Origin of the sequence: Alteribacter lacisalsi (genome assembly GCF_003226345.1) — a bacterium.
Taxonomy (GTDB): domain Bacteria; phylum Bacillota; class Bacilli; order Bacillales; family Salisediminibacteriaceae; genus Alteribacter; species Alteribacter lacisalsi.
Window position 1 is genome coordinate 1,518,827 of sequence record NZ_PDOF01000001.1, and the last position, 22,268, is coordinate 1,541,094.

General features: G+C 47.0%; 25 protein-coding genes. 1 reads left to right on the forward strand and 24 read right to left on the reverse strand.

Annotated features, from left to right (window positions below; genetic code table 11):
- Nucleotides 1-4: 4 nt before the first annotated feature.
- From aroB to CR205_RS07560, 20 genes are all read right to left on the reverse strand, one after another.
- Complete coding sequence (gene aroB / locus CR205_RS07465; RefSeq protein WP_110518295.1) at nucleotides 5-1,072, reverse strand: 3-dehydroquinate synthase; 1,068 nt, start codon at nucleotides 1,070-1,072, stop codon at nucleotides 5-7.
- Nucleotides 1,072-2,247, reverse strand: a complete 1,176-nt coding sequence (gene aroC, locus CR205_RS07470; protein ID WP_110518296.1) for a chorismate synthase — start codon at nucleotides 2,245-2,247, stop codon at nucleotides 1,072-1,074. Before aroC ends, aroB begins: the two co-directional genes overlap by 1 nt.
- Nucleotides 2,248-2,583: 336 nt before the next feature.
- Complete coding sequence (gene ndk, locus CR205_RS07475) at nucleotides 2,584-3,027, reverse strand: nucleoside-diphosphate kinase (RefSeq protein WP_110518297.1); 444 nt, start codon at nucleotides 3,025-3,027, stop codon at nucleotides 2,584-2,586.
- 663 nt (nucleotides 3,028-3,690) lie between these two features.
- Nucleotides 3,691-4,656 (reverse strand): heptaprenyl diphosphate synthase component II, encoded by a 966-nt coding sequence (gene hepT / locus CR205_RS07480; RefSeq protein WP_110518298.1) that lies wholly within the window; start codon nucleotides 4,654-4,656, stop codon nucleotides 3,691-3,693.
- A gap of 13 nt (nucleotides 4,657-4,669) precedes the next feature.
- Nucleotides 4,670-5,527 carry a menaquinone biosynthesis protein gene (locus tag CR205_RS07485; RefSeq protein WP_110518299.1) on the reverse strand — a complete coding sequence of 286 codons (858 nt, stop codon included), beginning with the start codon at nucleotides 5,525-5,527 and terminating at the stop codon, nucleotides 4,670-4,672.
- A 2-nt stretch (nucleotides 5,528-5,529) separates the two neighbouring features.
- Entirely contained in the window at nucleotides 5,530-6,126 is a 597-nt protein-coding gene (locus CR205_RS07490) for a UbiX family flavin prenyltransferase (protein WP_110518300.1), read from the reverse strand.
- Nucleotides 6,123-6,983, reverse strand: coding sequence for a UbiA-like polyprenyltransferase (locus tag CR205_RS07495; protein WP_110518301.1), 861 nt, complete (start codon nucleotides 6,981-6,983; stop codon nucleotides 6,123-6,125). The genes CR205_RS07490 and CR205_RS07495 overlap by 4 nt, the downstream gene beginning before the upstream one ends.
- 27 nt (nucleotides 6,984-7,010) lie before the next feature.
- Nucleotides 7,011-7,718 (reverse strand): demethylmenaquinone methyltransferase, encoded by a 708-nt coding sequence (locus CR205_RS07500; RefSeq protein ID WP_110518302.1) that lies wholly within the window; start codon nucleotides 7,716-7,718, stop codon nucleotides 7,011-7,013.
- A gap of 1 nt (nucleotide 7,719) precedes the next feature.
- A complete protein-coding gene (locus CR205_RS07505) occupies nucleotides 7,720-8,529 on the reverse strand; it encodes a heptaprenyl diphosphate synthase component 1 (RefSeq protein ID WP_110518303.1) in 810 nt (269 codons plus the stop codon).
- A 148-nt stretch (nucleotides 8,530-8,677) separates the two neighbouring features.
- Entirely contained in the window at nucleotides 8,678-8,896 is a 219-nt protein-coding gene (mtrB, locus tag CR205_RS07510) for a trp RNA-binding attenuation protein MtrB (protein WP_110518304.1), read from the reverse strand.
- A 119-nt stretch (nucleotides 8,897-9,015) separates the two neighbouring features.
- On the reverse strand, nucleotides 9,016-9,582 hold the full coding sequence (gene folE / locus CR205_RS07515) for a GTP cyclohydrolase I FolE (RefSeq protein WP_110518305.1): 567 nt from the start codon (nucleotides 9,580-9,582) through the stop codon (nucleotides 9,016-9,018).
- 153 nt (nucleotides 9,583-9,735) lie between these two features.
- Entirely contained in the window at nucleotides 9,736-10,008 is a 273-nt protein-coding gene (locus tag CR205_RS07520) for an HU family DNA-binding protein (RefSeq protein ID WP_110518306.1), read from the reverse strand.
- Nucleotides 10,009-10,453: 445 nt separating this feature from the next.
- The gene (gene spoIVA, locus CR205_RS07525) at nucleotides 10,454-11,932 is read right to left on the reverse strand and encodes a stage IV sporulation protein A (RefSeq protein ID WP_110518307.1); all 1,479 of its coding nucleotides are present in this window, start codon (nucleotides 11,930-11,932) and stop codon (nucleotides 10,454-10,456) included.
- A 332-nt stretch (nucleotides 11,933-12,264) separates the two neighbouring features.
- Nucleotides 12,265-12,984: a hypothetical protein gene (locus tag CR205_RS07530; RefSeq protein WP_110518308.1), complete on the reverse strand. Its 720-nt coding sequence runs from the start codon at nucleotides 12,982-12,984 to the stop codon at nucleotides 12,265-12,267.
- A 25-nt stretch (nucleotides 12,985-13,009) separates the two neighbouring features.
- Nucleotides 13,010-13,210: a DUF2768 domain-containing protein gene (locus CR205_RS07535; RefSeq protein WP_110518309.1), complete on the reverse strand. Its 201-nt coding sequence runs from the start codon at nucleotides 13,208-13,210 to the stop codon at nucleotides 13,010-13,012.
- A gap of 231 nt (nucleotides 13,211-13,441) precedes the next feature.
- Complete coding sequence (locus CR205_RS07540; protein WP_110518310.1) at nucleotides 13,442-13,717, reverse strand: stage VI sporulation protein F; 276 nt, start codon at nucleotides 13,715-13,717, stop codon at nucleotides 13,442-13,444.
- A 72-nt stretch (nucleotides 13,718-13,789) separates the two neighbouring features.
- Complete coding sequence (locus tag CR205_RS07545; protein WP_110518311.1) at nucleotides 13,790-14,839, reverse strand: NAD(P)H-dependent glycerol-3-phosphate dehydrogenase; 1,050 nt, start codon at nucleotides 14,837-14,839, stop codon at nucleotides 13,790-13,792.
- Between the two features lie 3 nt (nucleotides 14,840-14,842).
- Nucleotides 14,843-15,457, reverse strand: coding sequence for a glycerol-3-phosphate 1-O-acyltransferase PlsY (gene plsY, locus CR205_RS07550; RefSeq protein ID WP_110519730.1), 615 nt, complete (start codon nucleotides 15,455-15,457; stop codon nucleotides 14,843-14,845).
- Between the two features lie 124 nt (nucleotides 15,458-15,581).
- On the reverse strand, nucleotides 15,582-16,898 hold the full coding sequence (der, locus tag CR205_RS07555; RefSeq protein ID WP_110519731.1) for a ribosome biogenesis GTPase Der: 1,317 nt from the start codon (nucleotides 16,896-16,898) through the stop codon (nucleotides 15,582-15,584).
- Nucleotides 16,899-17,102: 204 nt separating this feature from the next.
- Nucleotides 17,103-17,726, reverse strand: coding sequence for a YphA family membrane protein (locus CR205_RS07560; RefSeq protein ID WP_110518313.1), 624 nt, complete (start codon nucleotides 17,724-17,726; stop codon nucleotides 17,103-17,105).
- Between the two features lie 92 nt (nucleotides 17,727-17,818).
- Here CR205_RS07560 and CR205_RS07565 point away from each other — a divergent pair, with 92 nt between their 5' ends.
- Nucleotides 17,819-17,962, forward strand: a complete 144-nt coding sequence (locus tag CR205_RS07565) for a YpzI family protein (protein WP_110518315.1) — start codon at nucleotides 17,819-17,821, stop codon at nucleotides 17,960-17,962.
- A gap of 349 nt (nucleotides 17,963-18,311) precedes the next feature.
- On the opposite strand, the gene fni is transcribed toward CR205_RS07565, so the two are convergent.
- The 4 genes from fni to cmk form a co-directional block, all read right to left on the reverse strand.
- A complete protein-coding gene (gene fni / locus CR205_RS07570; protein ID WP_110518317.1) occupies nucleotides 18,312-19,376 on the reverse strand; it encodes a type 2 isopentenyl-diphosphate Delta-isomerase in 1,065 nt (354 codons plus the stop codon).
- Nucleotides 19,377-19,648: 272 nt separating this feature from the next.
- The gene (gene rpsA, locus CR205_RS07575; protein WP_110518319.1) at nucleotides 19,649-20,803 is read right to left on the reverse strand and encodes a 30S ribosomal protein S1; all 1,155 of its coding nucleotides are present in this window, start codon (nucleotides 20,801-20,803) and stop codon (nucleotides 19,649-19,651) included.
- Between the two features lie 88 nt (nucleotides 20,804-20,891).
- Nucleotides 20,892-21,434, reverse strand: a complete 543-nt coding sequence (locus CR205_RS07580) for a lysophospholipid acyltransferase family protein (protein ID WP_110519733.1) — start codon at nucleotides 21,432-21,434, stop codon at nucleotides 20,892-20,894.
- Between the two features lie 55 nt (nucleotides 21,435-21,489).
- On the reverse strand, nucleotides 21,490-22,164 hold the full coding sequence (gene cmk, locus CR205_RS07585; RefSeq protein ID WP_110518321.1) for a (d)CMP kinase: 675 nt from the start codon (nucleotides 22,162-22,164) through the stop codon (nucleotides 21,490-21,492).
- Between the last annotated feature and the right edge of the window lie 104 nt (nucleotides 22,165-22,268).

Consider the following 22,268-nt stretch of genomic DNA (forward strand, 5'->3'; position numbering starts at 1 on the left):
CATATTACAGATGTTTTAGCAGCTCCGTTTCACTGACAGGCATCAGAACCGGTTCACAGGGTGCTTTTAAAAGAACAAATCTGATATCACCCTGCCTGCTTTTTTTGTCTTTTTTCATACGTTCAACGAGTGAACGGGTGTCCAAATTCTTATACATTCTTGTATCGTATCCCAGTTTCTGAAGGGAAGCCTCGACTTCTGCAGAACGTAAGTCGATACCGAAAGTCCTTTCACTTAACTCAAGAGCAAAAATCATTCCGGCAGCTACAGCTTCACCATGCGTCCATCTCCCGTATCCTGCTTCCGCCTCAACTGCATGAGCGAGTGTATGGCCAAAATTAAGATACGCTCTTATGCCCTTTTCTTTTTCATCTTCTTCCACAACTTCTTTTTTTACCCGGATCGACTGTTCGAGAAGTCTTCCCATGGCAGCCCCGTCTTCGGCTGTTTCAAATGAACCAATGTCAAGAGCAAACGAAAGAAGTTCCGGATCACGGATGAGTCCGTGCTTGATCACTTCTGCCAGTCCTGAACGCCACTCCCGCTTAGAGAGGGACGAGAACGTTTCCGGATCAAAACAGACGGCTGCCGGCGGATGAAAAGCACCGGCAAGGTTCTTTCCCGCCCGCAGATTAATACCCGTCTTGCCTCCGACACTGCTGTCGTGGGCGAGGAGGGTGGTCGGCACCTGAATAAAATCAATCCCCCGCATGAAGGAGGCTGCTGCAAATCCGGCCAGATCACCGACAACGCCTCCACCAAGGGCGATAATAACACTGTCTCTGTCCAGTCCGCATCCGGCTACATATTCAAGCAGTTCTTCAAGAACGGAAAAGGATTTTGACTGCTCTCCAGCCGGTACGATTTTCACGTGCGGCGTTTCGTCAAAAGACCGGACCACATCTTCGAGATACAGCTTTTCAACCGTGCGATCGGTGACGATAAGAACGGAGGAATAGCTGCGTTTCCCGGGTAACGACTTCAGAATCAGGCCGATGCGCCTTCTCAGACCCGGTTCAATAATAATCGGGTAATGACCTGCAGAAGAGCGGACCGGGATTTCACGCCGCATTAAAACTGCCTCGCTTTTTCCATGTAGGCGTCAAACGCTTTTTTAACATCTCCTACTGTATCCGAACCGAACTTTTCCAGAAATGCAGCCGCAAGTTCAAAGCTGACTGCATGTTCGCACACCACAGAAGCAGCAGGAACCGCACAGCTGTCCGAACGCTCGATACTCGCTGCGAAAGGCTCTTTTGTTTCAATATCCACGCTGTTAAGCGGCTTGTAAAGAGTGGGAATCGGCTTCATAACCCCTTTAACAACCACAGGCATTCCGGTCGTCATACCGCCTTCAAATCCACCCAGACGGTTCGTTTTTCGATAGTAGCCTCTATCGGGATCGTACATAATCTCGTCATGCACTTCACTTCCCGGTTTTCTGGCCGCTTCAAAGCCGATACCCACTTCCACACCTTTAAATGCATTTATACTCATGACACTGCGGGCGATTTTAGCATCGAGTTTTCTGTCGTAATGGACATGGCTGCCGAGCCCTGGCGGAAGACCTTCGGCAACGACTTCAACTACGCCGCCAATGGAGTCTCCGTTTTTCTTTGCTTCATCGATCAGATCCATCATTTTCTTCTCTGCTTCAGGATCCAGGCACCGCACAGGGGATGTCTCCGTCCGCTTTAAAATGTCCTCTGTCCCGGCAGGAACATCTATTGGACGGCTCACAATCCCGCCAATTTCCAGGACGTGCCCTGCAATTGTAATTCCGAATTCAGCGAGGATTTTCTGAGCTACGGCCCCGACCGCCACTCTAATCGTCGTCTCCCGTGCCGAAGAACGCTCCAGCACGTTTCTCATATCTCTGTGATCATATTTAATCGCACCGTTCAGGTCCGCATGACCCGGACGCGGTCTGGAAATGGTCCGTTTCATTTCTTTTTCTTCCTGCTCAGTAACAGGATCAGGCCCCATAATTTTCTGCCAGTGGGTCCAGTCTTTATTTTCCACAACCAGAGTAATTGGAGCACCAGTTGTTTTTCCATGGCGTACTCCGCTTGTAATGCGGACTCTGTCCGTTTCGATCTGCATGCGTCTTCCCCGCCCGTGGCCCTTCTGGCGGCGCGCAAGGTGATGATTTATATCTTCAGCAGTCAAAGGAAGATGACTGGGAACTCCTTCAATTATCGCGGTCAGTTCCGGACCGTGTGATTCACCGGCTGTCAAAAATCTCATCTTCAGCGACACTCCTTTAATGCTTTTATGTATTAAACTAATTAAATCTTACGTACCATTGTGGATGATATGTGAAAAAAATTCAACACATCCTGCTCATTTATTCAGAAACATTGCTTATGATTAGTATACTGTTCTGTCATGAAAAATAAAGAGGGGGTCTAATCAAAGGGTGGGTTCCCTGTCTATTTTCTTTCTTCGTCTCTCTCGTTTTACTACGACTTCGTGCTTTTCGTTTCATTTTCCCCTCCCCATTCCCTTTTTAATGCGCTTTCGGACTCGCGGAAAAATAAAAAATCTGCCTGTACGTAAAGTACAGACAGGCAGGGAAATGAATTAAACCCATTTATTAACTGTTTTTTCGTATGTGACCAGTTCATCAGCGCCGAAGAAAAGTTCGATTTCGCGCTTTGCGCTGTCCTGTGAATCGGATCCGTGAATAATGTTCATGGAAACCTGGACACCGAAGTCACCGCGGATCGTTCCAGGCTGCGCTTCCTGAGGGTTTGTTTTCCCCATCATTTTGCGAGCTTCATCAATCACATTTTCACCTTCCCAGACCATCGCGAAAACAGGACCGGAAGTAATGAAATCCACTAGCTCTCCAAAGAACGGGCGCTCCTTGTGCTCACCGTAATGAGTCTCGGCAAGATCTTTTGAAATCGCTAACACTTTTGCTCCTGCGAGTGTAAAGCCTTTCTTTTCAAAACGGGATACAACTTCACCGACAAGGCTTCTCTGTACACCGTCGGGTTTTACCATAAGAAATGTCCGTTCCATTATCTCGACCTCCAGCTTGTATGTATGTTGTTGAAACCTTTTTGAGTATAGCAAATTTTCACAAACATCACAACTCATTTTGAAAACGTTTTCTTTATTGTGGATGATTATACCCTTCTGTCAGTAAAAGAGCTCCGCTGCAAGCCATCCGCTCGCTTTCCGCGGCGGTGCGGCAAGCCTCCTCATGCTTCGCATTGCGGGGTCTCGCCTGGCCAACCTGCTTCTTCCTCTTCAAGCAAAGCTACGAGGCTGACTGTGTCGAAGCAAATCGGAGCTTAATCGAGATGTAAACGCTCTTCACTGCTGCAGGAGTCTCGCTTCTGACTTGCAGTTTCGTTTGTTATATAAATGGACAGACGATTAATGGATCTGCTGACTCAAAGGGATACTTTTTTAATTATAGGCTCTGTTCAAGCTTAATGTTGATATTTTTCTATCATTGATTGAAGCGAACGCGTGACACTCCAGCGGGAACAGCGCCTGCTGAAGACCCCGCAGGATGCTCTTCCCGAGAAGGCTGAAGAGGTGCCCGCGGAAAAGGAGCGCAGTGTGCGGAAATCAACAACAGACTTTAACAGAGCCTTTATATAAGTAAAACCTAAGTTTCCTTACAGGAGGATAAAAAAACGGCATACCTTTTGTAAAGGCATGCCGGAAGTAAAATCAGAATTTTCTGCTGCCGATATAGTCGGCAATCTGGTTAAGTGCATGTTTGGCCCTGATATCCTCCAGTGGTTCAAGCGCTTCCTTTGCTTTTGCAAGATAACGGTCCGCGATCTTTTTGGAAAAGGCAATCCCGCCGGACTCCCTGATTTCCGTAATCACCTCATGCATCATGCCTTCTTCTCCGGCAGCAGCTGCACGGGCGATCCGTTCTTTAAGGGAGGGATCCTTTTCCATGGCGTAAAGAGCAGGAAGAGTTACGTTTCCCTGTTTCAAATCGCCGCCGGCAGGCTTGCCTAGTTCTTTTTCAGTCCCGACAAAGTCAAGGATATCATCGGTGATCTGAAATGCCATGCCGACACGATAGCCAAAAAGGCTTAGCTGGCGGTTGGTAACCGGGTCTGTCTTTCCTGCAAGAGCGCCCAGTTTACAGCTGACAGCAATCAGCAGGGCAGTTTTACGTTTAATTCTGCGGAGATAATTTTTCAGATGCTGGCTCCAGACATACTGATCCCGGAGCTGTTCGACTTCCCCGATGCACATTTCAACCATTGCATCCGACAGAACCTCGTGAACAGCGGTCTCACTGCAGTGGCTTGCCAGTTCCACTGCCCGTGCAAACATATAATCACCGGTATACATTGCAACACGATTATTCCACTTGGTTTTAATCGTTTTTTTCCCCCGCCTCAGGTCAGCATCATCAATGACGTCATCATGAACGAGAGACGCCATATGAATCAGTTCGAGCGGCACAGCAACATGTCTGATTTCATTCATGTCATAGCGGCCGAACTGCCCGGCAAGCAGGACGAAAACGGGCCTGATCCTTTTTCCGCCTGCTTTTAATAGATGTGATGAGGCTTCTTTTAATACAGGATGGTCCGTACCGATATTCTGTTCAAGTTCCTGTTCGATCACCGCGATATCTTTTTTCAGATAACAGTAAATATCCGTCAGTTTCATTGTCTTCACCCACCTAAACAGATTGCCGGTCAGCTGCTTCCTGCCACAGCGGCAGGCTCTTCACTTCTTTTCTGAGCAGACCGAGATTATTTGCATACTCAAAAAACTGAAGAAGCCCTTCCTCATGGGCAGGTGTTAGATCGTGGTTCAGCCCCTTAAAATAGGAAGTCCAGAAAGAGCGGCTGCCGCCCATTTCATACTCAATTGCACGAATCAGATCCCTGAAACCGGTTTTGTATGTCTGCTTTTTGCTTTTAACCATTTCACCAAACAGATCAGTCAGGAGGTCACTGTGTGTGGCAATTGTATCCTTCCTGGCTGCCACCACTGCATAAGTCATCGGAAGACCTGTAAAGTCATTCCAGAGCCGTCCAAGATCATACCGGTAAATCTCCGGCGGCTGATTCCAATATGTCTGGATCGCATCATCACCAATCAGAAGACAGGCGTCATGGTCCTGCATCATCTGATGAAAATCCGGCTTTTGAGTGACATAATCCACTCCCAGTCCGTGAAATTTACCGAGGATGATCTTAAGCAGGTTCACCGATGTGGCTGAACTTGAAGTAAGAGCGACTTTCCGGCCCTCGAGTTTTGTGAGCGGCACTTTTGAAAACAGAAATATGGAGCCGACCTCCCGGTGAGAAGAAACCGAAAGAAACGGGAGGAGTTGAAAGGAGCCGGCATTCTCGGCGTAGGCAAACGACGAAATGCCTCCAATGTCAACAGAGCCGGATTCCATACCCTTGTTAAGTTCGGATGGCACCTGAGGCACAAATGAGCAGCCTCTTTTAACGAGCCGTTCCCTGTTAACATAGTAAAATAGCGGCATGATATTTGTATATGAGATTTCACCTACGACCACACCCATGTTTACTCCCCCCAGCGCGTAAATAAATCGTGGCTCACATTGAGCTGATCGAGTACTTTTCCTACAACAAAATTGATGGCGTCATCCAGCGTTTCTGGCTGATGATAAAACCCTGGCATAGCAGGCACAACCGTGCCCCCCATTTCAGCAATTGTTTTCATATTTCCAAGGTGGATCGCATGAAGCGGTGTTTCCCTCGGAACGATAATTAACGGACGCTTTTCTTTGAGCATCACATCTGCGGTCCGCTCCAGGAGGCTGCCTGAAATTCCTTGTGAAATCTTGGCCAGCGTCCCCATCGAACATGGAATGATAATCATGCCATCGTTCTGATAGGAGCCGCTGGCAATTGGTGCAGAAAAGTCCTGCAGCGAATGGACATGAAGATCCATCTCCGTTTCAAAAAGTCTCTCCAGGCAGGCTTGTCTGTCTTTTGTATCCTCGTTCAGTTCATGGTAAAATACCTGCCAGCCGGCCTGGCTGATTATTAGGTGCACTCTGTGCCCGCCTCTTAATAAGGCATTCACAAATCTCACTCCGTAGACGGCTCCGCTTGCACCTGTTATTCCGACTGTAAAAATCCGTTTATCCGTACTCATAGAAGCAGATCTCCAATCGTGAAAATAAGAAGTACGATACTGATAATTCCGTTCATCGTGAAAAACGCCACGTTTACTTTAGACAGATCCTCCGGTGAGACGAGGGAGTGCTCATAAACCATAATCGCACCTGCTATGAAGACACCTGTAAGGAATACCCATCCGAGCGGCGTAAGGAAAAACAACGCCAGCATGGACACAAAACTGACAGCATGAAAGCCCTTGGCAATTTTCAGGGCGCGGGCAATTCCGAATCTGCTTGGAATGGAGTATAGTCCAGCACCTCTGTCGTAATCAGCATCCTGAGTCGCATAAATCACATCAAAACCGGCTGTCCAGAATGCCACTGCCAGAAAGATGAGCATGGCTTCCCATGTGAGGGTTCCTGTCGTACCAACCCATCCTCCGAGAGGGGCAATGGCAATCGTAATCCCGAGCACCACATGACAAAGCCAGGTAAAACGCTTGGTATACGAATAAATGACAAGAAAAAAGACCGCGAGCGGCAACAGGTAAACAGCCAGCATATTAAGCTGAAAAGCGGAAACAAACAGGAGGACGAAGGAGAAAACAATAAACAGCACTGTTTCCAGCCTTGAAAGGAGCCCCGCCGGGATTGCCCGGTCTGCAGTTCTTGGATTTGCTTTGTCAATCCGTGCATCGATCAGCCGGTTCAGACTCATTGCCGCACTTCTCGCACCAACCATGGCGAGTGTAATCCATACCCAGTGATGAACAGTCGGCCAGTGACCATTTATGAGCAGGCTTCCCACCACAGCTCCAAGGAATGCAAAAGGCAGGGCGAAAACGGTATGTTCGAATTTAATCATTTCCAGTATTATCTTTAATTTTCTCATGTAACAGCTAATCCCCTTCGAGCAACATCAGCGGGGTTTTCTTGCAAAGTGGCTGGCAGCAGCTCCGCCCGCGTAAGATTTGTAGGAGACATCACTGAAGCCGGCTGTTCTGAATTTGTCCGCAAGCGAATCCTTATCCGGAAACGTCCCTGCAGATTCCTGAAGCCATGAATACTCCTGGTAACTTTTCGCGAACATTTTTCCGAAGATTGGCATAACCCGGCGGAAATAAAGCCAGTAGAGCTGCTTAAATCCAAGCATGGACGGCTGTGAAGTCTCAAGACAGGTAACGAGCCCTCCAGGTTTCACTACCCTGTGCATTTCCCTGATTACATGGTCAAAATCCGGAACATTTCGAAGCCCGAATCCAATTGTCACATAATCAAATGAATTGTCCTTAAATGGCAGTTCCATCGCATTTCCCTGTACCAGACTGATGTTACGTACATTTTTTTCTTTTACTTTTTTCCGGCCTGCTTCGAGCATATTTTCACTGAAGTCCAGTCCGGTAATTTCTCCCTCCGGCCCCGCAGCTTCCGCAAGAGCAAGGGTCCAGTCGGCGGTTCCGCAGCAGACATCAAGGGCGCGTGCCCCCTTTTCCACTTTCATTAGCTTCATCGTATCCTTACGCCATGATACATGACGCTGAAAACTGATAATCGCGTTCATACGGTCATAACTTCCGGAAATAGACTGAAAAACTTCGTGTACTTTTTCTTCCTTTGATTGCGCCATATTACCCTTCCTCTGCAACAAAATCGTGATAGATCCGGTTATCCTCCAGCAGCTGCTGCATACGGGAATGGATGTACTGACGAACCGGCAGCCAGTCCGGTAATGCTGCTTCAATCTTTCTTCTGCTCTCTTCAATTGCCTCCATAATGAGACTGACTGAATCTGTTCCTTCCCCGTCTTGTCCATCAAGGGCTGAAAGAATGTCCATCATAAGTTCCGTCTCTTTTTTACCAGGGAGATGCTTTCGTTCTTTTAGAAGTTTCTTCAGATAAAAGAACTCCTCAGCAGCATGGATCCATGAATCGAGTTTCAGGTGCTTGAGAATATTTACAGTGAGAATCGTATGTTTATATAAGTACCGGACATTCTTTGAACTGCTGCAGGAATCATCCGTCTCATAAGGCAGCATTTTGATTTCATTGATTGCCTGAATGGAACGGCTGAACACCTGCATAAGCGAGACATCACCAAGCTTGGCCAGAAAATAATAATACAGGCTGCTGTAATAATCTCCTGACAGGACCGTAAGCTGGCGTTCCTTCCGGGTCCGTTCATCCATGCATTCGTCAGATTCAACAGCATCATGAACGGATAATGCCGTCTCTACCAGAAGAGATGCAAGAATTGTGTTTTTTATGTATAACGGGGAACAGCCCCTTTTCTTCATGCCGTAGTAGAGAATACTGATCAGGTCATGATCAATGACAGGCACACTTAAATAACGGCTGAAATAAGGGTGATGGATCACCTCATAGAAATGCCGCTCAATCGTTTGGATGTCATCTTTCATCTGATCCAGTGAGATCGTCATAGTAAAGCCCCCAGCAAAATCATATCTTCCTACCTGTTTCCTACTGCAAGTATATCACAATAACGCCTTTCCGATAAGTAAGGCCATCGCTCAGGCCTTAACGGCAGAGAATGCCAGAGAAAAAGAAAAGCAGGCTCACCACCCGCTTTTATTCTCCGGTATTCATTTCGCCGTGACTGGTCTGGATCACAGCTTTCCCTCTTACTTTCACTGCAGATGTATGTTCAGTAAACTGGGCGATCATGACTTCGTTTCTGTCCAGTTTCTCGGAATGATGGAATCTTGTATCCGAGCCTCTGGTCAGCCCAATAACATTCACACCGTTTTCAAGCGCTTTTATTACGATATATTCTGTCGGCTGTGCCATTCATAACCCGCCTTTCATGAATTTCTGACTATACTATATCTTCTCTTAATAACTTTATTTTACGCCTCGGATATAAGAGATTATGTACATCCTGTTCCTTGGAGAAGGAAAACTGCAAATTACCCTCTGATCAGGGAAAGAACTTCGGCACGGGCGGCCTGGTCTTCTGCAAAAACGCCTCTTACTGCGGATGTCATTGTTTTTGAGCCTGGTTTTTTGACGCCCCGCATCGTCATGCACATATGTTCAGCTTCAACAATAACCATAACGCCCTGCGGATCCAGTGTTTCTACGATACTGTCCGCCACTGTAGACGTAATCCGCTCCTGAAGCTGCGGACGCCGGCAAACCGCTTCAACAGCTCTTGCCAGTTTACTCAGACCTGTTACTTTTCCCCCGCTTGGTATATAGCCGATATGGGCAACACCGAAGAATGGAACAAGATGGTGTTCACACATGGAGTAAAACGGAATATCCTTGACCAGAACAAGTTCTTCGTGATCTTCACCAAATACAGTGGCGAAGTGTTCCTTTGGATCCTGGTTAAGACCTTCAAAAACTTCTGCGTACATTTTTGCCACACGCTTTGGTGTATCCTGAAGTCCTTCCCTGGAGGGATCCTCCCCGATTGCTTCAAGAATCATCGTTACTGCTTTCTTTATTTTATCATGATTTACTTCATTCATCGTGATGCCTCCTCGTAACCGCATTCAGCAAGTCGATAAAATTCTAGCACAGCGGGTACCATTATACAAGAAACGTAACCCTGGCTTCCTGCTGTATATAGAAAAGAAGAACCGCAGCGTGTGCGGTTCTTCTAGATGCAAGCCCCTTATGTATTACTTAACTGCGTCTTTAAGGGCTTTACCAGGCTTAAAGGCTGGTACGTTGCTTGCAGGAATTTCAATCTCTTCACCTGTCTGCGGGTTACGGCCTTTACGGGCAGCACGCTCGCGTACTTCGAAGTTACCGAAGCCGATCAGCTGTACCTTTTCAGAGTTCTGAAGAGAGTCTGTGATTACATCAAATACAGCGTCAACTGCATTCGTCGCATCTTTTTTGGAAAGTTCCGTTTTTTCGGAAACAGCATTGATTAGTTCTGTCTTGTTCATACCATTCACCTCCTCCCAATAGATTTGTTATTTCTTTTCTTTCACAAAAATCCGGATTTTATACGTAAAACGTTGATTTAACAGGATAACAACGCTAATGTTAAACGAATTCCGACGAGAATTCAACAATTTTTGCAGAATCCCCTGCATTTTTAAGAGTTTTCTGGCTGAAATGGTAAATTAATCCGATTTTATGAATGTCTACGTACAAAGCCCACTGCACCGCTATTTTTAGGCTTATTGAATTTTTATCATACAATCGGCTGTCATGTCAATTCACTAAAGTCCCTATCATCACGCAGTTTTAACGGTGATTGCTCAGGTTTTGTACATAGGCTGGAAAAACGCGGATGGGCGTCTGTATTTTCTTGCCCTGATTTGTCTTATTTCAAACATCCTATCACTTCCGCATCACACAAAAAAATAAACCCTCCGTAAAGGAGAGTTATAGAATAATGGCGATCAGGCCGCCGGACCCTTCGTTTATGATGCGTTCAAGTGTTTCCTTAAGCTTATACCGGGCATTTTCAGGCATAAGTGACAGCTTGGCGGATATTCCCTCCCGTACGATTGAATTCAGGGAGCGTCCGAAAATATCGGAATTCCAGATGGACAGCGGGTTTTCCTCGAAATCCTGCATCAGATAGCGCACCAGTTCTTCGCTTTGTTTTTCTGTGCCGATGATCGGTGCGAATTCACTTTCCACGTCAACCTTAATCATGTGGATGGATGGTGCAACTGCTTTGAGCCTGACACCAAACCGCGAGCCCTGTCTGATAATTTCAGGCTCATCAAGACTCATATCGGCAAGGGACGGTGCTGCAATGCCGTAGCCGGTCTGTTTGACCATGCGGAGCGCATCCGCTACCTGATCGTATTCCGCTTTTGCATAAGCGAAGTCCTGCATTAATTCCAGCAGATGATCCTTGCCGCGGATTTCAACGCCGACAACTTCTTTTAGAATCTGATCGTAGAGATCATCCGGTGCATGCAGGTCAATTTCCGCAACACCCTGCCCCATTTCAATGCCTGCCAGCTGTGCCTGGGCAACAAAATCATAGTCGGTAAAATGGCCAACCACACGGTCCACATCACGCAGCCTCTTAATATCTTTTACTGTATCTCTCACTGCTGATTCATAGTTTTCACGGAGCCAGTGCTCCTCTTTAAGAACCATTACCCAGCTTGGCAGGTTAACATTTACTTCGTGAACCGGGAACTCAAACAGAACTTCTCTCATGACGGCATTAATATCCTGCTCCGTCATTCCTTCAATACTCATAGAAAGCACCGGTACGTCATGTTCCTGCTCGATGGACTGGCGCAGGTTCTCTGTAGCAGGATGGTGCGGATGCACGCTGTTTACGATGACGATAAACGGTTTGCCCACCTCTTTGAGTTCCTCAATTACGCGCTGCTCTGACTCTACGTAATCATGACGGGGAATCTCACCGATTGAGCCGTCAGTTGTCACAACTACTCCGAGTGTGGAGTGTTCCTGAATGACTTTACGAGTACCGATTTCTGCTGCTTCATGAAACGGAATTGGATCCTCATACCAAGGCGTATGGATCATCCGGGGTCCGTTTTCATCCTCGTAGCCTTTCGCACCTGGTACAGCATAGCCGACACAGTCAACTACACGGACGTTAACATCAAGACCGTCATCTACATGAAGCGAAACAGCCTGGTTTGGAACAAACTTCGGCTCGGTTGTCATAATCTGTTTTCCTGCTGCACTTTGAGGCAGCTCATCCTGGGCTCTTGCCCGGTCGGCCTCTGTTTCAATGTTTGGAATGACGGCAAGCTCCATAAACTTTTTAATGAACGTTGACTTTCCGGTACGTACCGACCCTACGACTCCGAGATAAATGTCGCCCCCGGTACGTTCCGCAATGTCTCTGAAAATGTCGAACTTTTCCACACGATCCCCTCCCGATCGATTTTGTATAGAACGATGGATTCTGCATACGATTCAGGTGATGACATTACATACTTATGAAGAAGTATTTTGTTTATGACAAGCAGTTCTGTTACTCACTCAATTGCATCACCCGCCTGAACGGTATTTTTTCAGAATCGAAAGCAAGAAGGGAGGCGTATATACAGACACGGCAGGAAATACAGTCGGTGCCGGATGTTCCCGTTTACTTGTATAAACACACAAAAAAGCTTCCCTTTCTCTTGTAACTATATGAGAAGGGAAGCACAATAGAACTGTATTCAATTAAGCTCTTTTTCTATATATCTGAACGTCTATTCGCTCTTAAAAATAATTTCTCCGTCTTCAATCGTCATCGGTTTTGAATGTGCCGGGACAAACGGAGCGTGCTCTACAAGGAGCCATCTGAGGTCGTCCCCTTCCGAGAAATCCCCCAAACCGTATTCCTCAATATAGTGACGAATATCAAGAGAGTAGTCAATCACAAGATCACCATTGGTTGCCATATGAATTGGAAGCCGGTGATCCGGGTGATATGGACTTGGAACGGTCTGCTCCTCCCTGTAATGGAGAGACTCGTAATCAAGTTTAAGGATACCTGGGCCAACCGCTTCTTCTACAGGTGCATACTGATTCTGTGAACGGTACTGATTAATTCTTCTGTTTAAGTCCTGAAGTTTATTGGAACTCCTGAGGTCCACAAGCTTGACTTCAGCTTCCTCTTCAACGTTCGTCAGTACATACTGAAAGGTACCGCCGTTTTCAAAAGAATTCCCCGGTGCCTGCTGAAGATAGGACGGTACAAGTGTCCTGAAGTTAACAGGATAACGCTGAAATACGCTCGTTTCTGCATCTCTAGTCTGGATCGGCAGGACACTGGTATCCTCACGGTACTGTGTCACAGCTGACTGGACTGACTGAAGCTGATCTTCATAGGGAACCTGATTTTCGCCGCGCTGATCGCTGGGAAACAGGCAGCCCGTTAACAGAACAACTGCGAGTGCAGTAGTAATGCCTGTCCATATCTGTTTCATGTAAACCCCTGCCTTACCTGTTACATTATTCCGGCACCGGGCCGGTAAACACCACTACAAAAATGATAAAAAATGACACGAGAATAAAAATAAAACTTACAAATAACACGGAACGCTGCACCCATCCGCGCAGCTTTTCCCTCGAAATAATTGTCATTACGACAGACAGAAACATCAGCCCCATAGCAATGAAGCTGATCCACATTTTTGTTAAGCCGTCATCCATACTGATCCCCCACTATAACAAACTATTATCTGAGTTTATTATAGCATAAAAGTGTTAAAAGCTGAACAGAACTGCAGGCACGACAGCACTGCATAAAAAAAGACCGGGGAAAAGGGGGCTCCTTTCTCCGGTCTGAAAATTGACTAAACACCGCCAGTACAAACAACCCTGATTTGGCGCCTTTTCCGTTCCAGTATATGCGAACGGATCAGGTTCGTCGCAAACGATCGCCTAATTACCGCCGTTTTTATTAAACATTTTTGAAAGTGTACCAAAATCCATCGGTACGTTATTAGAAAGAATGGCTTTGACGAGTTCATCCTCTTTCTTTTTTGAAACCTGCACGTTAGCCACCAGGGCAACCTGCCTTATAAGCTGCCGGACGTTCTGTTCATTTTTCAGATCAGTCTTGCCGGCAGACTGGGCAAGCTTAAACAGGTCCGCCTGCTTAACATTTGTTTTCTGCTGAATCTGATCGAACAGAGGATTTTTGTTCTTTTCGTCCATACAGAAATCCCTCCTCGTATATGATGTCAACTTATCATATGCAAAGGAGGGATTATGGTGATGCTTATGGTTTTATGGTTCAAAGTCGTTCAGAGGATCCGATTCACCGAGTTTTAAATCTTCCACTTCCCGTTTCCTCACACGGCCCATTAACTCCTCTACTGCTTCATGAGGTGGTTTATCATTGAAAAGAACATCGTAAAGACCTTTTGTAATCGGCATATCCACTTCTTCACGGCCAGCTAATTGATACGCAGCCTTGGTTGTACGGATTCCCTCTACGACCATACCCATTTCGTTTAAAACCTCGTCAATGGATTGACCTTTACCAATCATATTTCCTGCCCGCCAGTTACGGCTGTGGACACTTGTACAGGTTACAATTAGATCCCCAAGCCCGGATAATCCTGCAAAAGTAAGCGGGTTCGCTCCGAGTTTCATTCCGAGACGGGCAATTTCAGCAAGCCCTCGTGTCATTAGAGCAGCTTTTGCGTTATCACCGTAACCCAGTCCACTCGTCATCCCTGCTCCAATTGCAATAATATTTTTCAGGGAACCTCCGATCTCAACACCAGTGAGGTCCGGGTTCGTGTATACTCTGAAATGCTGGTTCATGAACAGATCCTGAACCTCTTCTGCAGCCTCAGTATTGAGCGAGGAACTGGTTACTGTGGTAGGCTGACGCAGACTTACTTCCTCCGCGTGAGAAGGCCCCGAAAGCACAACGACTGCCCGGCGCTTTTCTGCCGGAACTTCCTCTTCGATAATCTGGGATACACGCAGATATGTATCAGGTTCAATCCCTTTGCTCGCATGGATCATCATGACAGGACGGTCCAGAAGTCCGTTCACTTCTTTAAGCACGGCCCGCATCGCTTTGGTTGGCACAACAAAAAGGAGGGTATCACCATGTCCCACTGCTTTTTCAAGATCTATGGTGGCTGTAATGGATTCGGGAAGGGTAATCCCGGGCAGATACTTTTCGTTTGTATGACTGCTGTTAATTTCATCGGCAGCCTTCTTTGATCTGCCCCACAAAAGAACATCGTGGCCGTTATCAGCAAGCACGATGGAAAGGGCTGTTCCCCAGCTGCCTGATCCAAGTACCGTAATAGATGCCATAAGTTAATTCCCCTTTCCGGCGGTGCCGGTTTTTTCTCCGAGTTTACTTTCTTTGCCGCTGGTTAATCTGGCAATATTCGTGCGGTGGCGCCAGAATGAGAGAGCTGTAATCACAAGCAGAAAAATTAAATATGTATTATCATCTTTCATGAACAGGGTAATAACGGTTGTCCCCGATACAAAAAGAAGGGATCCAAGAGACACGTATCTGGTGAGGATAATTGCAATAATAGCAGCCGCACCGGCAATCAGTGCCTGCACAAACACCATGGAAGCCAGTACACCAATAGTTGTGGCCACACCTTTCCCGCCTCTGAATCCATAATAAACCGGCCAGTTATGCCCGGCAATCGCTGCAAGCCCGGCAGCTCCTGCTCCAGCCGGGTCGCCGCCGGTCAACTGGAGACCAATCCAAACAGCCGCCACGCCTTTAAAACAGTCCAGTAGAAGTACAGCCGCAGCCGGCCCTTTCCCCAGCACTCTCAACGTGTTGGTGGCACCTGCATTTCCGCTCCCGTGCTGACGGATGTCGACTTGCCTGAGTTTTTTACCGATGATCATACTGAAACTTACAGAGCCTATAAGATAAGAAATAATAACAGCAAGTATAAGTAACATCACAACCCCCGCTTTCTCCTCTTTTTCCCGGCACTCTGAAAAACGAGTCCTTCATGATGCCGGCCTGTTACAGGGCGCAGACCTGTCGGGAATTCTCCCGGTCAGGCCCGCCCTTTCAGTCAGTTCAGTCGTTTTTCTTTCTGGCAAGAATCCGGATCGGGGTTCCTGTAAACGTAAACGTATCGCGAATTTTGTTCTCCAGGTAACGCCGGTATGAAAAGTGAAGAAGTTCCGGATCGTTAACAAACAGGACAAATGTCGGCGGAGCAACGGCGACCTGCGTGGCATAATTGATTTTAAGACGGCGCCCGCCGTGATCGGTTGGTGTGGGATTCATAGTGACGGCATCCACGATCAGATCATTCAGGACGTTCGTAGGTACACGCTGATTATGAAATTCGCTCACTTCGTTCACCATAGGAAGAATCTTGTGAAGCCGCTGTTTCGTCTTAGCTGATACGAATACAAGCGGGGCGTAGTCCATAAACAGAAATTCATCTCTGATTTTCTGTTCGAATTCACGCAGCGTACTGTCGTCTTTTTCTACAGCATCCCATTTGTTCACGACAATAATGACGGCACGGCCCTCTTCATGAGCGTAGCCCGCAATCCGCTTGTCCTGTTCAATCATTCCTTCTTCCCCGTTAATGACCATCAGAACAACATCAGAGCGTTCTATTGCTCTCATGGCACGGATCACGCTGTACTTTTCCGTGCTCTCGTACACTTTTCCTTTTTTCCTCATTCCAGCAGTGTCAATGATCACATAATCCTGCCCGTCTTTTTCAAAAGGTGTATCAATAGCATCACGAGTAGTCCCTGGAATATCACTGACGATAACACGGTCTTCTCCAAGGATCGCATTTACAAGGGAGCTTTTTCCGACATTTGGACGGCCAATCAGACTGATTCTGATTGTATCCTCATCGTAATCATCGTCCCCCTCTTTTGGAAAATGCTCAGCTACGCTGTCAAGTAAATCACCGAGCCCAAGCCCGTGAGAACCTGAAATCGCAACCGGATCGCCGATTCCGAGGCTGTAAAACTCGTACATTTTTTCATGGAGAGACGGATCATCCATTTTATTAACACCAAGTACGACGGGTTTTTTCGAGCGGAACAGCATCTGTGCCACCTCTTCATCGGCACCTGTAATCCCGTCGCGTCCATTTACAACAAACACAATGACATCTGCTTCATCAATTGCCAGTTCGGCCTGGTACCGCATCTGGGCAAGCAGCGGTTCATCTCCTACATCAATACCGCCTGTATCAATGACATGAAACTCATGATTCAGCCATTCGCCCGGACCATAAATCCTGTCACGGGTAACCCCCGGTTTATCTTCGACAATGGCAATCCGTTCTCCTACAATTCGGTTAAAGATTGTTGACTTTCCTACGTTCGGACGGCCAACAATAGCTACTACCGGTTTGGGCATGTTATACCCCTCGCTTTCTTTCAAACACCTTTTTATTGTTTGATCTGCTTTTTCGTTATCACGTGGCGGTACATCCACAGGTTCAGGTTGTGTATATACCATAAAGAAAACCCTTCCTTATAGCGAAAGGGTTTGCATGACCAGCCTGTTTATTATACCAAATCCGCCAAGCCTCTACAAACCTTCTTTTGGCAAGCGGTGTGTTCAGATATTCACCTTTCTCCGAGTTAGTGCTGGTACCGGCTGATGCGGCAATACAATCGTTCTTAAGGAGACTGCACTCCACTCAAGAGCAGACCAGAAACTTACTGCCAGAAAGGCTAACGCGAGTATATCAAGCTGGCTGAGCACGCCAGTCGTGATTCCACTGTAACGACCGGGGTCCAGCATGGCTGCAAAATACGAGAAAGCTGCTCCCCCCTGAAAAAAACCAGTGAACAAAACAGCTGAACGGAAAGCAAAGTCCCGCCCAAGTAAAATCAGCAGTATGGCAGCAGTACATGCCAGGACAATTTCAAATGGCAGGAGCATCCAGACAGGTTCAAAATAGTAGACGTACTCAAGCCATCCTAATAATAGAGCCACCCCTAGTGAGCAGAACAGCCCCCAGACAAGCCGCTTCCGGCTTTTGATTATTATGGCGCATCCACCAAGTGCAAGCAGCAGAGCAGCACCGTTCAGTTCAGCACCAGGCGTGGATACGGAAAAGTAAGATGCCGTGATAATACTGCAAATATACAGCAGAATGACATACGTATGCCTGGTCGTAAAAAATGCACTATAAATAAATGCCAGCCACGCAGTCCAGTAAAACCAGAAACCGTCCAACGCCCGTCCTCCTCTAACATCTGTATTTACTTACATAATCGCCTCGAATAAGGGCAGACTATACATGATTTGTGAAAAAAGGAGGGATTTGCATGGGAAAAGACCGCCAGGAAAAGAAACTGAAACAATCACGCAAGGTTGAATCCGATCGTGACCAATCGCTGCATTTTAAAGGGGCTGCGGAAATGGAATCACCTGAAAGTGCTTCTAGCAGCACCCGCCAGCGTGAAAGATAAATCTGAAGATAAAAGCTGTTTTCGGATAGATTGTTGTTTTATAACGCTACAGGTCAACGCTTTCCGCGGGCAATGCCTCAGCCTCCTCGGTAAGAACTTCTGCTTCTTCCTCTGCCAGAAAAGCTTCGTAGCCTTCTGCGTCGAAGCACCTCGCAGCATACTCATGAAGTAAGCGCTGGCGGCTGTTGCTTTTCCCGCTGGAGTCGCGACCTTTTGCTCCTTACGAAAAGAGCCGAGAAAAAAGAAAAGTGACGTACGGGGCCTGATTGGCCCCGTACGTCACTTCTTTGTTTCATTTATTTTTATCCGTTTTCACTTCATATGAACTGCATGTCAGCCGTTATCTGTCTTAACCATCCAGAAGTGATCTGCGGCTGAATACCTCTGTCTTAATTCCTCTCTCGGCAAGCCAGTGGTATGTATGTCCGCTGATGACGACCGGTACTCGTAAAAAGGACTGGACATCCTTAATCCCGAGCGCAGTCATAATCCACTTGAGTTCCTCTTCCACATGTCTGATATTTTCAACGACACAAGCTGTTCCACCCTGCTCCACCCATTTAAGCATCTGTCCGGCCATACCGGCAGCCGACGCTCCCAGGGCTAGACACTTTGCAATGTCCATTGCAGAGCGGATACCACCGCTTGCAAAAACAGGCTTGTCTGTATCTACAGAAGCGACCTCTGCGACAGAACAGGCAGTTGGAATGCCCCAATCGTTAAAAAACGTCATCTGCTTCTTCCGGCGTTCATTTTCAATTCGCGAAAAATTGGTGCCTCCAAAACCGCCTGCATCAATAACAGCTGCCCCGGCATCGTACAGGAGGCCTGCCGATTCCCTGCTCATACCAAAACCGACTTCCTTAACGATAACAGGAATTGAACACGCTTCGGAAATAAGGCGGATGCGCTCAAGTGTTCCGGTAAAATCTCTGTCTCCTTCCGGCATCACCAGTTCCTGAATCACATTCAGATGAATCTGGATCGCATCAGCCTGCAGCATGTCGATACATTCCATTGCCTGAGCCGAGGAGGCTTCACTGCCAACATTGGCAAATACAAGCCCATTCGGATTGCTTTTTCGTACGACTTCGTAGGAGCGTCTTTCAGCAGGATCCTTAATTGCGGACATTTGTGAGCCGACTGCAACGGGAATGTTAAGTTCCGCTGCCGCTTCGGCAAGTGCAGCATTAATCTTTTCAGTTGCATCGCCGCCCCCGCCCGTCATGGCATTAATAAAAACCGGCGAACTGAATACCAGTTCACCGACTTTAGCTTCCAGGCTGATATCTCCGGTGTTAACTTCAGAAACGCTCTGATGAACGAACCTTATATCTTCAAGACCGGAATGTTCCGACAAGCCTGAATTCATGGCTCCACGAAGGTGATCGATTTTACGTTGTGCCCTGCTCATAACAATCACCTGCCAGCTTTATAATTTACGGCTCAAAACGTTCTAAGCCGCATAATATATCTCATATCAAAATGCTCTGTTCGTATAGATATTTGTTATACTACGCTGCAGGCGGACGCTTTCCGCTCGATTTTAGTCTATAGAAAAGCAGCAATCTATTCGAAAACAGCCTATTAAAAGATAGGAATAACAAACAGGCCCGGGCTGCTCTGCCCCGATAGCAGGCGGCATCACATTAACCCGGGACCCGTTATTTACTTTATCTTCTTTCCTTACTTGTACTTCTTAAGCTGGTCACCGATCATATCACCGAGAGAGAAGCCTGAACTGTCTTCCTCTTTCTGATACTCTTTTTCATGCTGACGGTTGACCTTTTGCTGTGTTTCCTCTTCAAGGGAACGGATGCTGAGTGAGATCCGTTTGTCATTTACATTCACATCCAGCACTTTTGCTTCTACGGTCTGTCCTTCCTCAAGAACTTCACCTGGAGTACCGATGTGGCGATTGGCGATTTGAGAAATGTGAACCAGGCCTTCAACACCGGGAGCAATTTCAATAAATGCTCCAAATGATACCAGTCGCTTCACTTTACCGGTCACAACCTCCCCTGATTTCACCTTTCCTTCAATCTGCTTCCACGGTCCAGGCAGTGTTTCTTTGATGGATAATGAAATCCGCTCATTGTCCGGATCAACACCTAGCACCTTGACATTAATTTTATCGCCTTCATTCACCACTTCTGAAGGTGTTTCGACATGATGATGTGCCATCTGGGAGATGTGGACGAGTCCGTCTACACCACCGATGTCGACAAATGCACCAAAGTCCGTGAGGCGCTGTACAGTTCCTTCGATTACATCGCCTTCATGAATATTCTCAAGAGTGCTCCGCTTGCGATCCTGTGCTTCTGCATCGAGAACGGCACGCTGTGATAAAATAAGTTTATTTTTCTCCCGGTCCATTTCGACAACTTTCAGACGCAGGGATTTCCCTTTATAGTCCGAGAAATCTTCCACGTAATGGCGCTCGACAAGTGAGGCGGGTATAAAACCGCGCACACCAACATCCACTACAAGGCCGCCTTTGACAACGTCGGCCACTTCTGCGTTAAATGTCTGGCCGGTTTCGAGTTTTTCCTCCATATCGGCCCACGCTTTTTCAGCAGCAACGGCACGCTTGGAGAGAACGAGTTCATCATCGGTTGCTTTGGTCACTTTAAGTTCGACCTCGTCTCCTTCTGACAGCACATCGCTTACCTTTTCCACGTGAAGACTGGATAGCTCGCTGATCGGCACAACGCCGTCTGTTTTATATCCGACGTTCACATATGCTTGTTTTTCTTCCACTTTCGTTACAGTTCCTGTAACGATTTCTCCGACGGAAAAGGATTTTACTTCCGCCATTTCATTGTTCATTTCTTCTGCCATTGACAAATACCTCCCTAACCCCGGTTCCACGGGAACGTTGAAACTATTTATATTCTTAATCTTTCACTTTGCGTGAAAGTTTTTACCTTTACTGTTTACCCGGTTTACGGTTAAGCAACCCCCGAATTTCTTCCATAATTGCTTCAGTGGCCTCTTCTGCAGACACTTTTTCTTCACGAAGTTTTTCCATATTGACCGGTTTGCCATACACGATTGTCAGACGCGAAAAAGGTTTATAGCTTCCGGTAATGGCAGCGGGTACAACTTCCGCCCTTGATCTGAGGGCAAAAAAACCGATTCCGGCAAGACCTTTACCGAGTTCCCCTGTTCTGCTTCTCGTTCCTTCGGGAAACACACCGATCATTTCTTCTTCCTTCAGAAGGCCAAGGCCGGTGCGCAGTGCCTGACGGTCACTCATGCCCCTTCGTATCGGGAACGCCCCCAGCTTCGGAAGCAGCCCTTTGAGTACGGGTTTTGTAAAAAGCTCCGATTTAGCCATATAACGTGTATCCCTTTTCAGGAAAGCACCAAGAAAAGGAGGATCAAGATTATTTATATGATTGCTGCAGAGAAGAACGCCGCCGTCTGCCGGGATATTTTCCCTGCCAATCACCCTGACTCTGAAGAACATTCTGAAAAAGGTGCGGCAGACAAATTTTCCGACTTTAAATATAGAGGGATTCACTTCAGCTCGCCTTCTTTCCAACGATCTCAAGAATCGACTCAATCACTTCTTCAGCCGTCATATTTGTTGAATCCACCTCAATGGCATCCTCTGCTTTTCTCAAAGGTGCGACTTCCCGCTCAGAGTCAATGCGGTCGCGCTCTGCAATTTCTGTAATCAGGGACTCGTAATCAGAGGGCATGCCTTTTTGCAGCTGTTCTTCATGCCTCCGACGGGCACGTTCCTCGACGGAAGCAGTTAAAAAGATCTTGACTTCAGCCTCAGGAAGTACGGCCGTACCGATATCCCTCCCGTCCATGACAGTTCGATTGGCTTTAGCAAGTTCCTGCTGTTTACGAACCATTTCCATTCTTACCTGCTCGTGACGTGCGATATAAGAAACATTGCCAGTCACTTCAGAAAAGCGGATTTCTTCTGTTACATCCTTTCCATTTACGAGGACAAGTCCGGTATCCGCCTCACTGCCGAGAGTAATCTGCATCTGTTTCAGTAAATTCATGACTGCCTCTTCGTTATGTACATCAGCCTGATGCCGAAGTGCTTCATATGTAAGGGCCCGGTACATAGCTCCTGTATCGATATACACAAAGCCGAGCCGTGAGGCCACTTCCCTGGCAACAGTACTTTTTCCTGCACCGGCAGGACCGTCAATCGCAATGTTTATCAGCTGTTCCATCTTCTCTCTACTACCTCTCTTAAAAACGATTCCTAAGTCGTTCAGTAAATTCTCATTCTTCTTTTTATACTATCATAACATGCGTTTACAGGTCTATTTTTTAA

What these genes read in the sequence shown, in the direction of transcription:
- CR205_RS07495 (WP_110518301.1), bottom strand. Translation starts at nt 6,983, where the DNA reads ATGAGAAAATTAAAGATAATACTGGAAATGATTAAATTCGAACATACC.
- CR205_RS07545 (WP_110518311.1), bottom strand. Translation starts at nt 14,839, where the DNA reads ATGGCATCTATTACGGTACTTGGATCAGGCAGCTGGGGAACAGCCCTT.
- hepT (WP_110518298.1), bottom strand. Translation starts at nt 4,656, where the DNA reads ATGAAACTGACGGATATTTACTGTTATCTGAAAAAAGATATCGCGGTG.
- CR205_RS07565 (WP_110518315.1), top strand. Translation starts at nt 17,819, where the DNA reads ATGGGAAAAGACCGCCAGGAAAAGAAACTGAAACAATCACGCAAGGTT.
- ndk (WP_110518297.1), bottom strand. Translation starts at nt 3,027, where the DNA reads ATGGAACGGACATTTCTTATGGTAAAACCCGACGGTGTACAGAGAAGC.
- plsY (WP_110519730.1), bottom strand. Translation starts at nt 15,457, where the DNA reads ATGTTACTTATACTTGCTGTTATTATTTCTTATCTTATAGGCTCTGTA.
- cmk (WP_110518321.1), bottom strand. Translation starts at nt 22,164, where the DNA reads ATGGAACAGCTGATAAACATTGCGATTGACGGTCCTGCCGGTGCAGGA.
- CR205_RS07580 (WP_110519733.1), bottom strand. Translation starts at nt 21,434, where the DNA reads ATGTTCTTCAGAGTCAGGGTGATTGGCAGGGAAAATATCCCGGCAGAC.
- CR205_RS07500 (WP_110518302.1), bottom strand. Translation starts at nt 7,718, where the DNA reads ATGGCGCAATCAAAGGAAGAAAAAGTACACGAAGTTTTTCAGTCTATT.
- CR205_RS07540 (WP_110518310.1), bottom strand. Translation starts at nt 13,717, where the DNA reads ATGGACGAAAAGAACAAAAATCCTCTGTTCGATCAGATTCAGCAGAAA.
- CR205_RS07535 (WP_110518309.1), bottom strand. Translation starts at nt 13,210, where the DNA reads ATGGATGACGGCTTAACAAAAATGTGGATCAGCTTCATTGCTATGGGG.
- CR205_RS07490 (WP_110518300.1), bottom strand. Translation starts at nt 6,126, where the DNA reads ATGAGTACGGATAAACGGATTTTTACAGTCGGAATAACAGGTGCAAGC.
- rpsA (WP_110518319.1), bottom strand. Translation starts at nt 20,803, where the DNA reads ATGGCAGAAGAAATGAACAATGAAATGGCGGAAGTAAAATCCTTTTCC.
- fni (WP_110518317.1), bottom strand. Translation starts at nt 19,376, where the DNA reads ATGAGCAGGGCACAACGTAAAATCGATCACCTTCGTGGAGCCATGAAT.
- CR205_RS07485 (WP_110518299.1), bottom strand. Translation starts at nt 5,527, where the DNA reads ATGGGTGTGGTCGTAGGTGAAATCTCATATACAAATATCATGCCGCTA.
- CR205_RS07520 (WP_110518306.1), bottom strand. Translation starts at nt 10,008, where the DNA reads ATGAACAAGACAGAACTAATCAATGCTGTTTCCGAAAAAACGGAACTT.
- CR205_RS07505 (WP_110518303.1), bottom strand. Translation starts at nt 8,529, where the DNA reads ATGACGATCTCACTGGATCAGATGAAAGATGACATCCAAACGATTGAG.
- CR205_RS07530 (WP_110518308.1), bottom strand. Translation starts at nt 12,984, where the DNA reads ATGAAACAGATATGGACAGGCATTACTACTGCACTCGCAGTTGTTCTG.
- aroB (WP_110518295.1), bottom strand. Translation starts at nt 1,072, where the DNA reads ATGCGGCGTGAAATCCCGGTCCGCTCTTCTGCAGGTCATTACCCGATT.
- folE (WP_110518305.1), bottom strand. Translation starts at nt 9,582, where the DNA reads ATGAATGAAGTAAATCATGATAAAATAAAGAAAGCAGTAACGATGATT.
- aroC (WP_110518296.1), bottom strand. Translation starts at nt 2,247, where the DNA reads ATGAGATTTTTGACAGCCGGTGAATCACACGGTCCGGAACTGACCGCG.
- mtrB (WP_110518304.1), bottom strand. Translation starts at nt 8,896, where the DNA reads ATGGCACAGCCGACAGAATATATCGTAATAAAAGCGCTTGAAAACGGT.
- der (WP_110519731.1), bottom strand. Translation starts at nt 16,898, where the DNA reads ATGCCCAAACCGGTAGTAGCTATTGTTGGCCGTCCGAACGTAGGAAAG.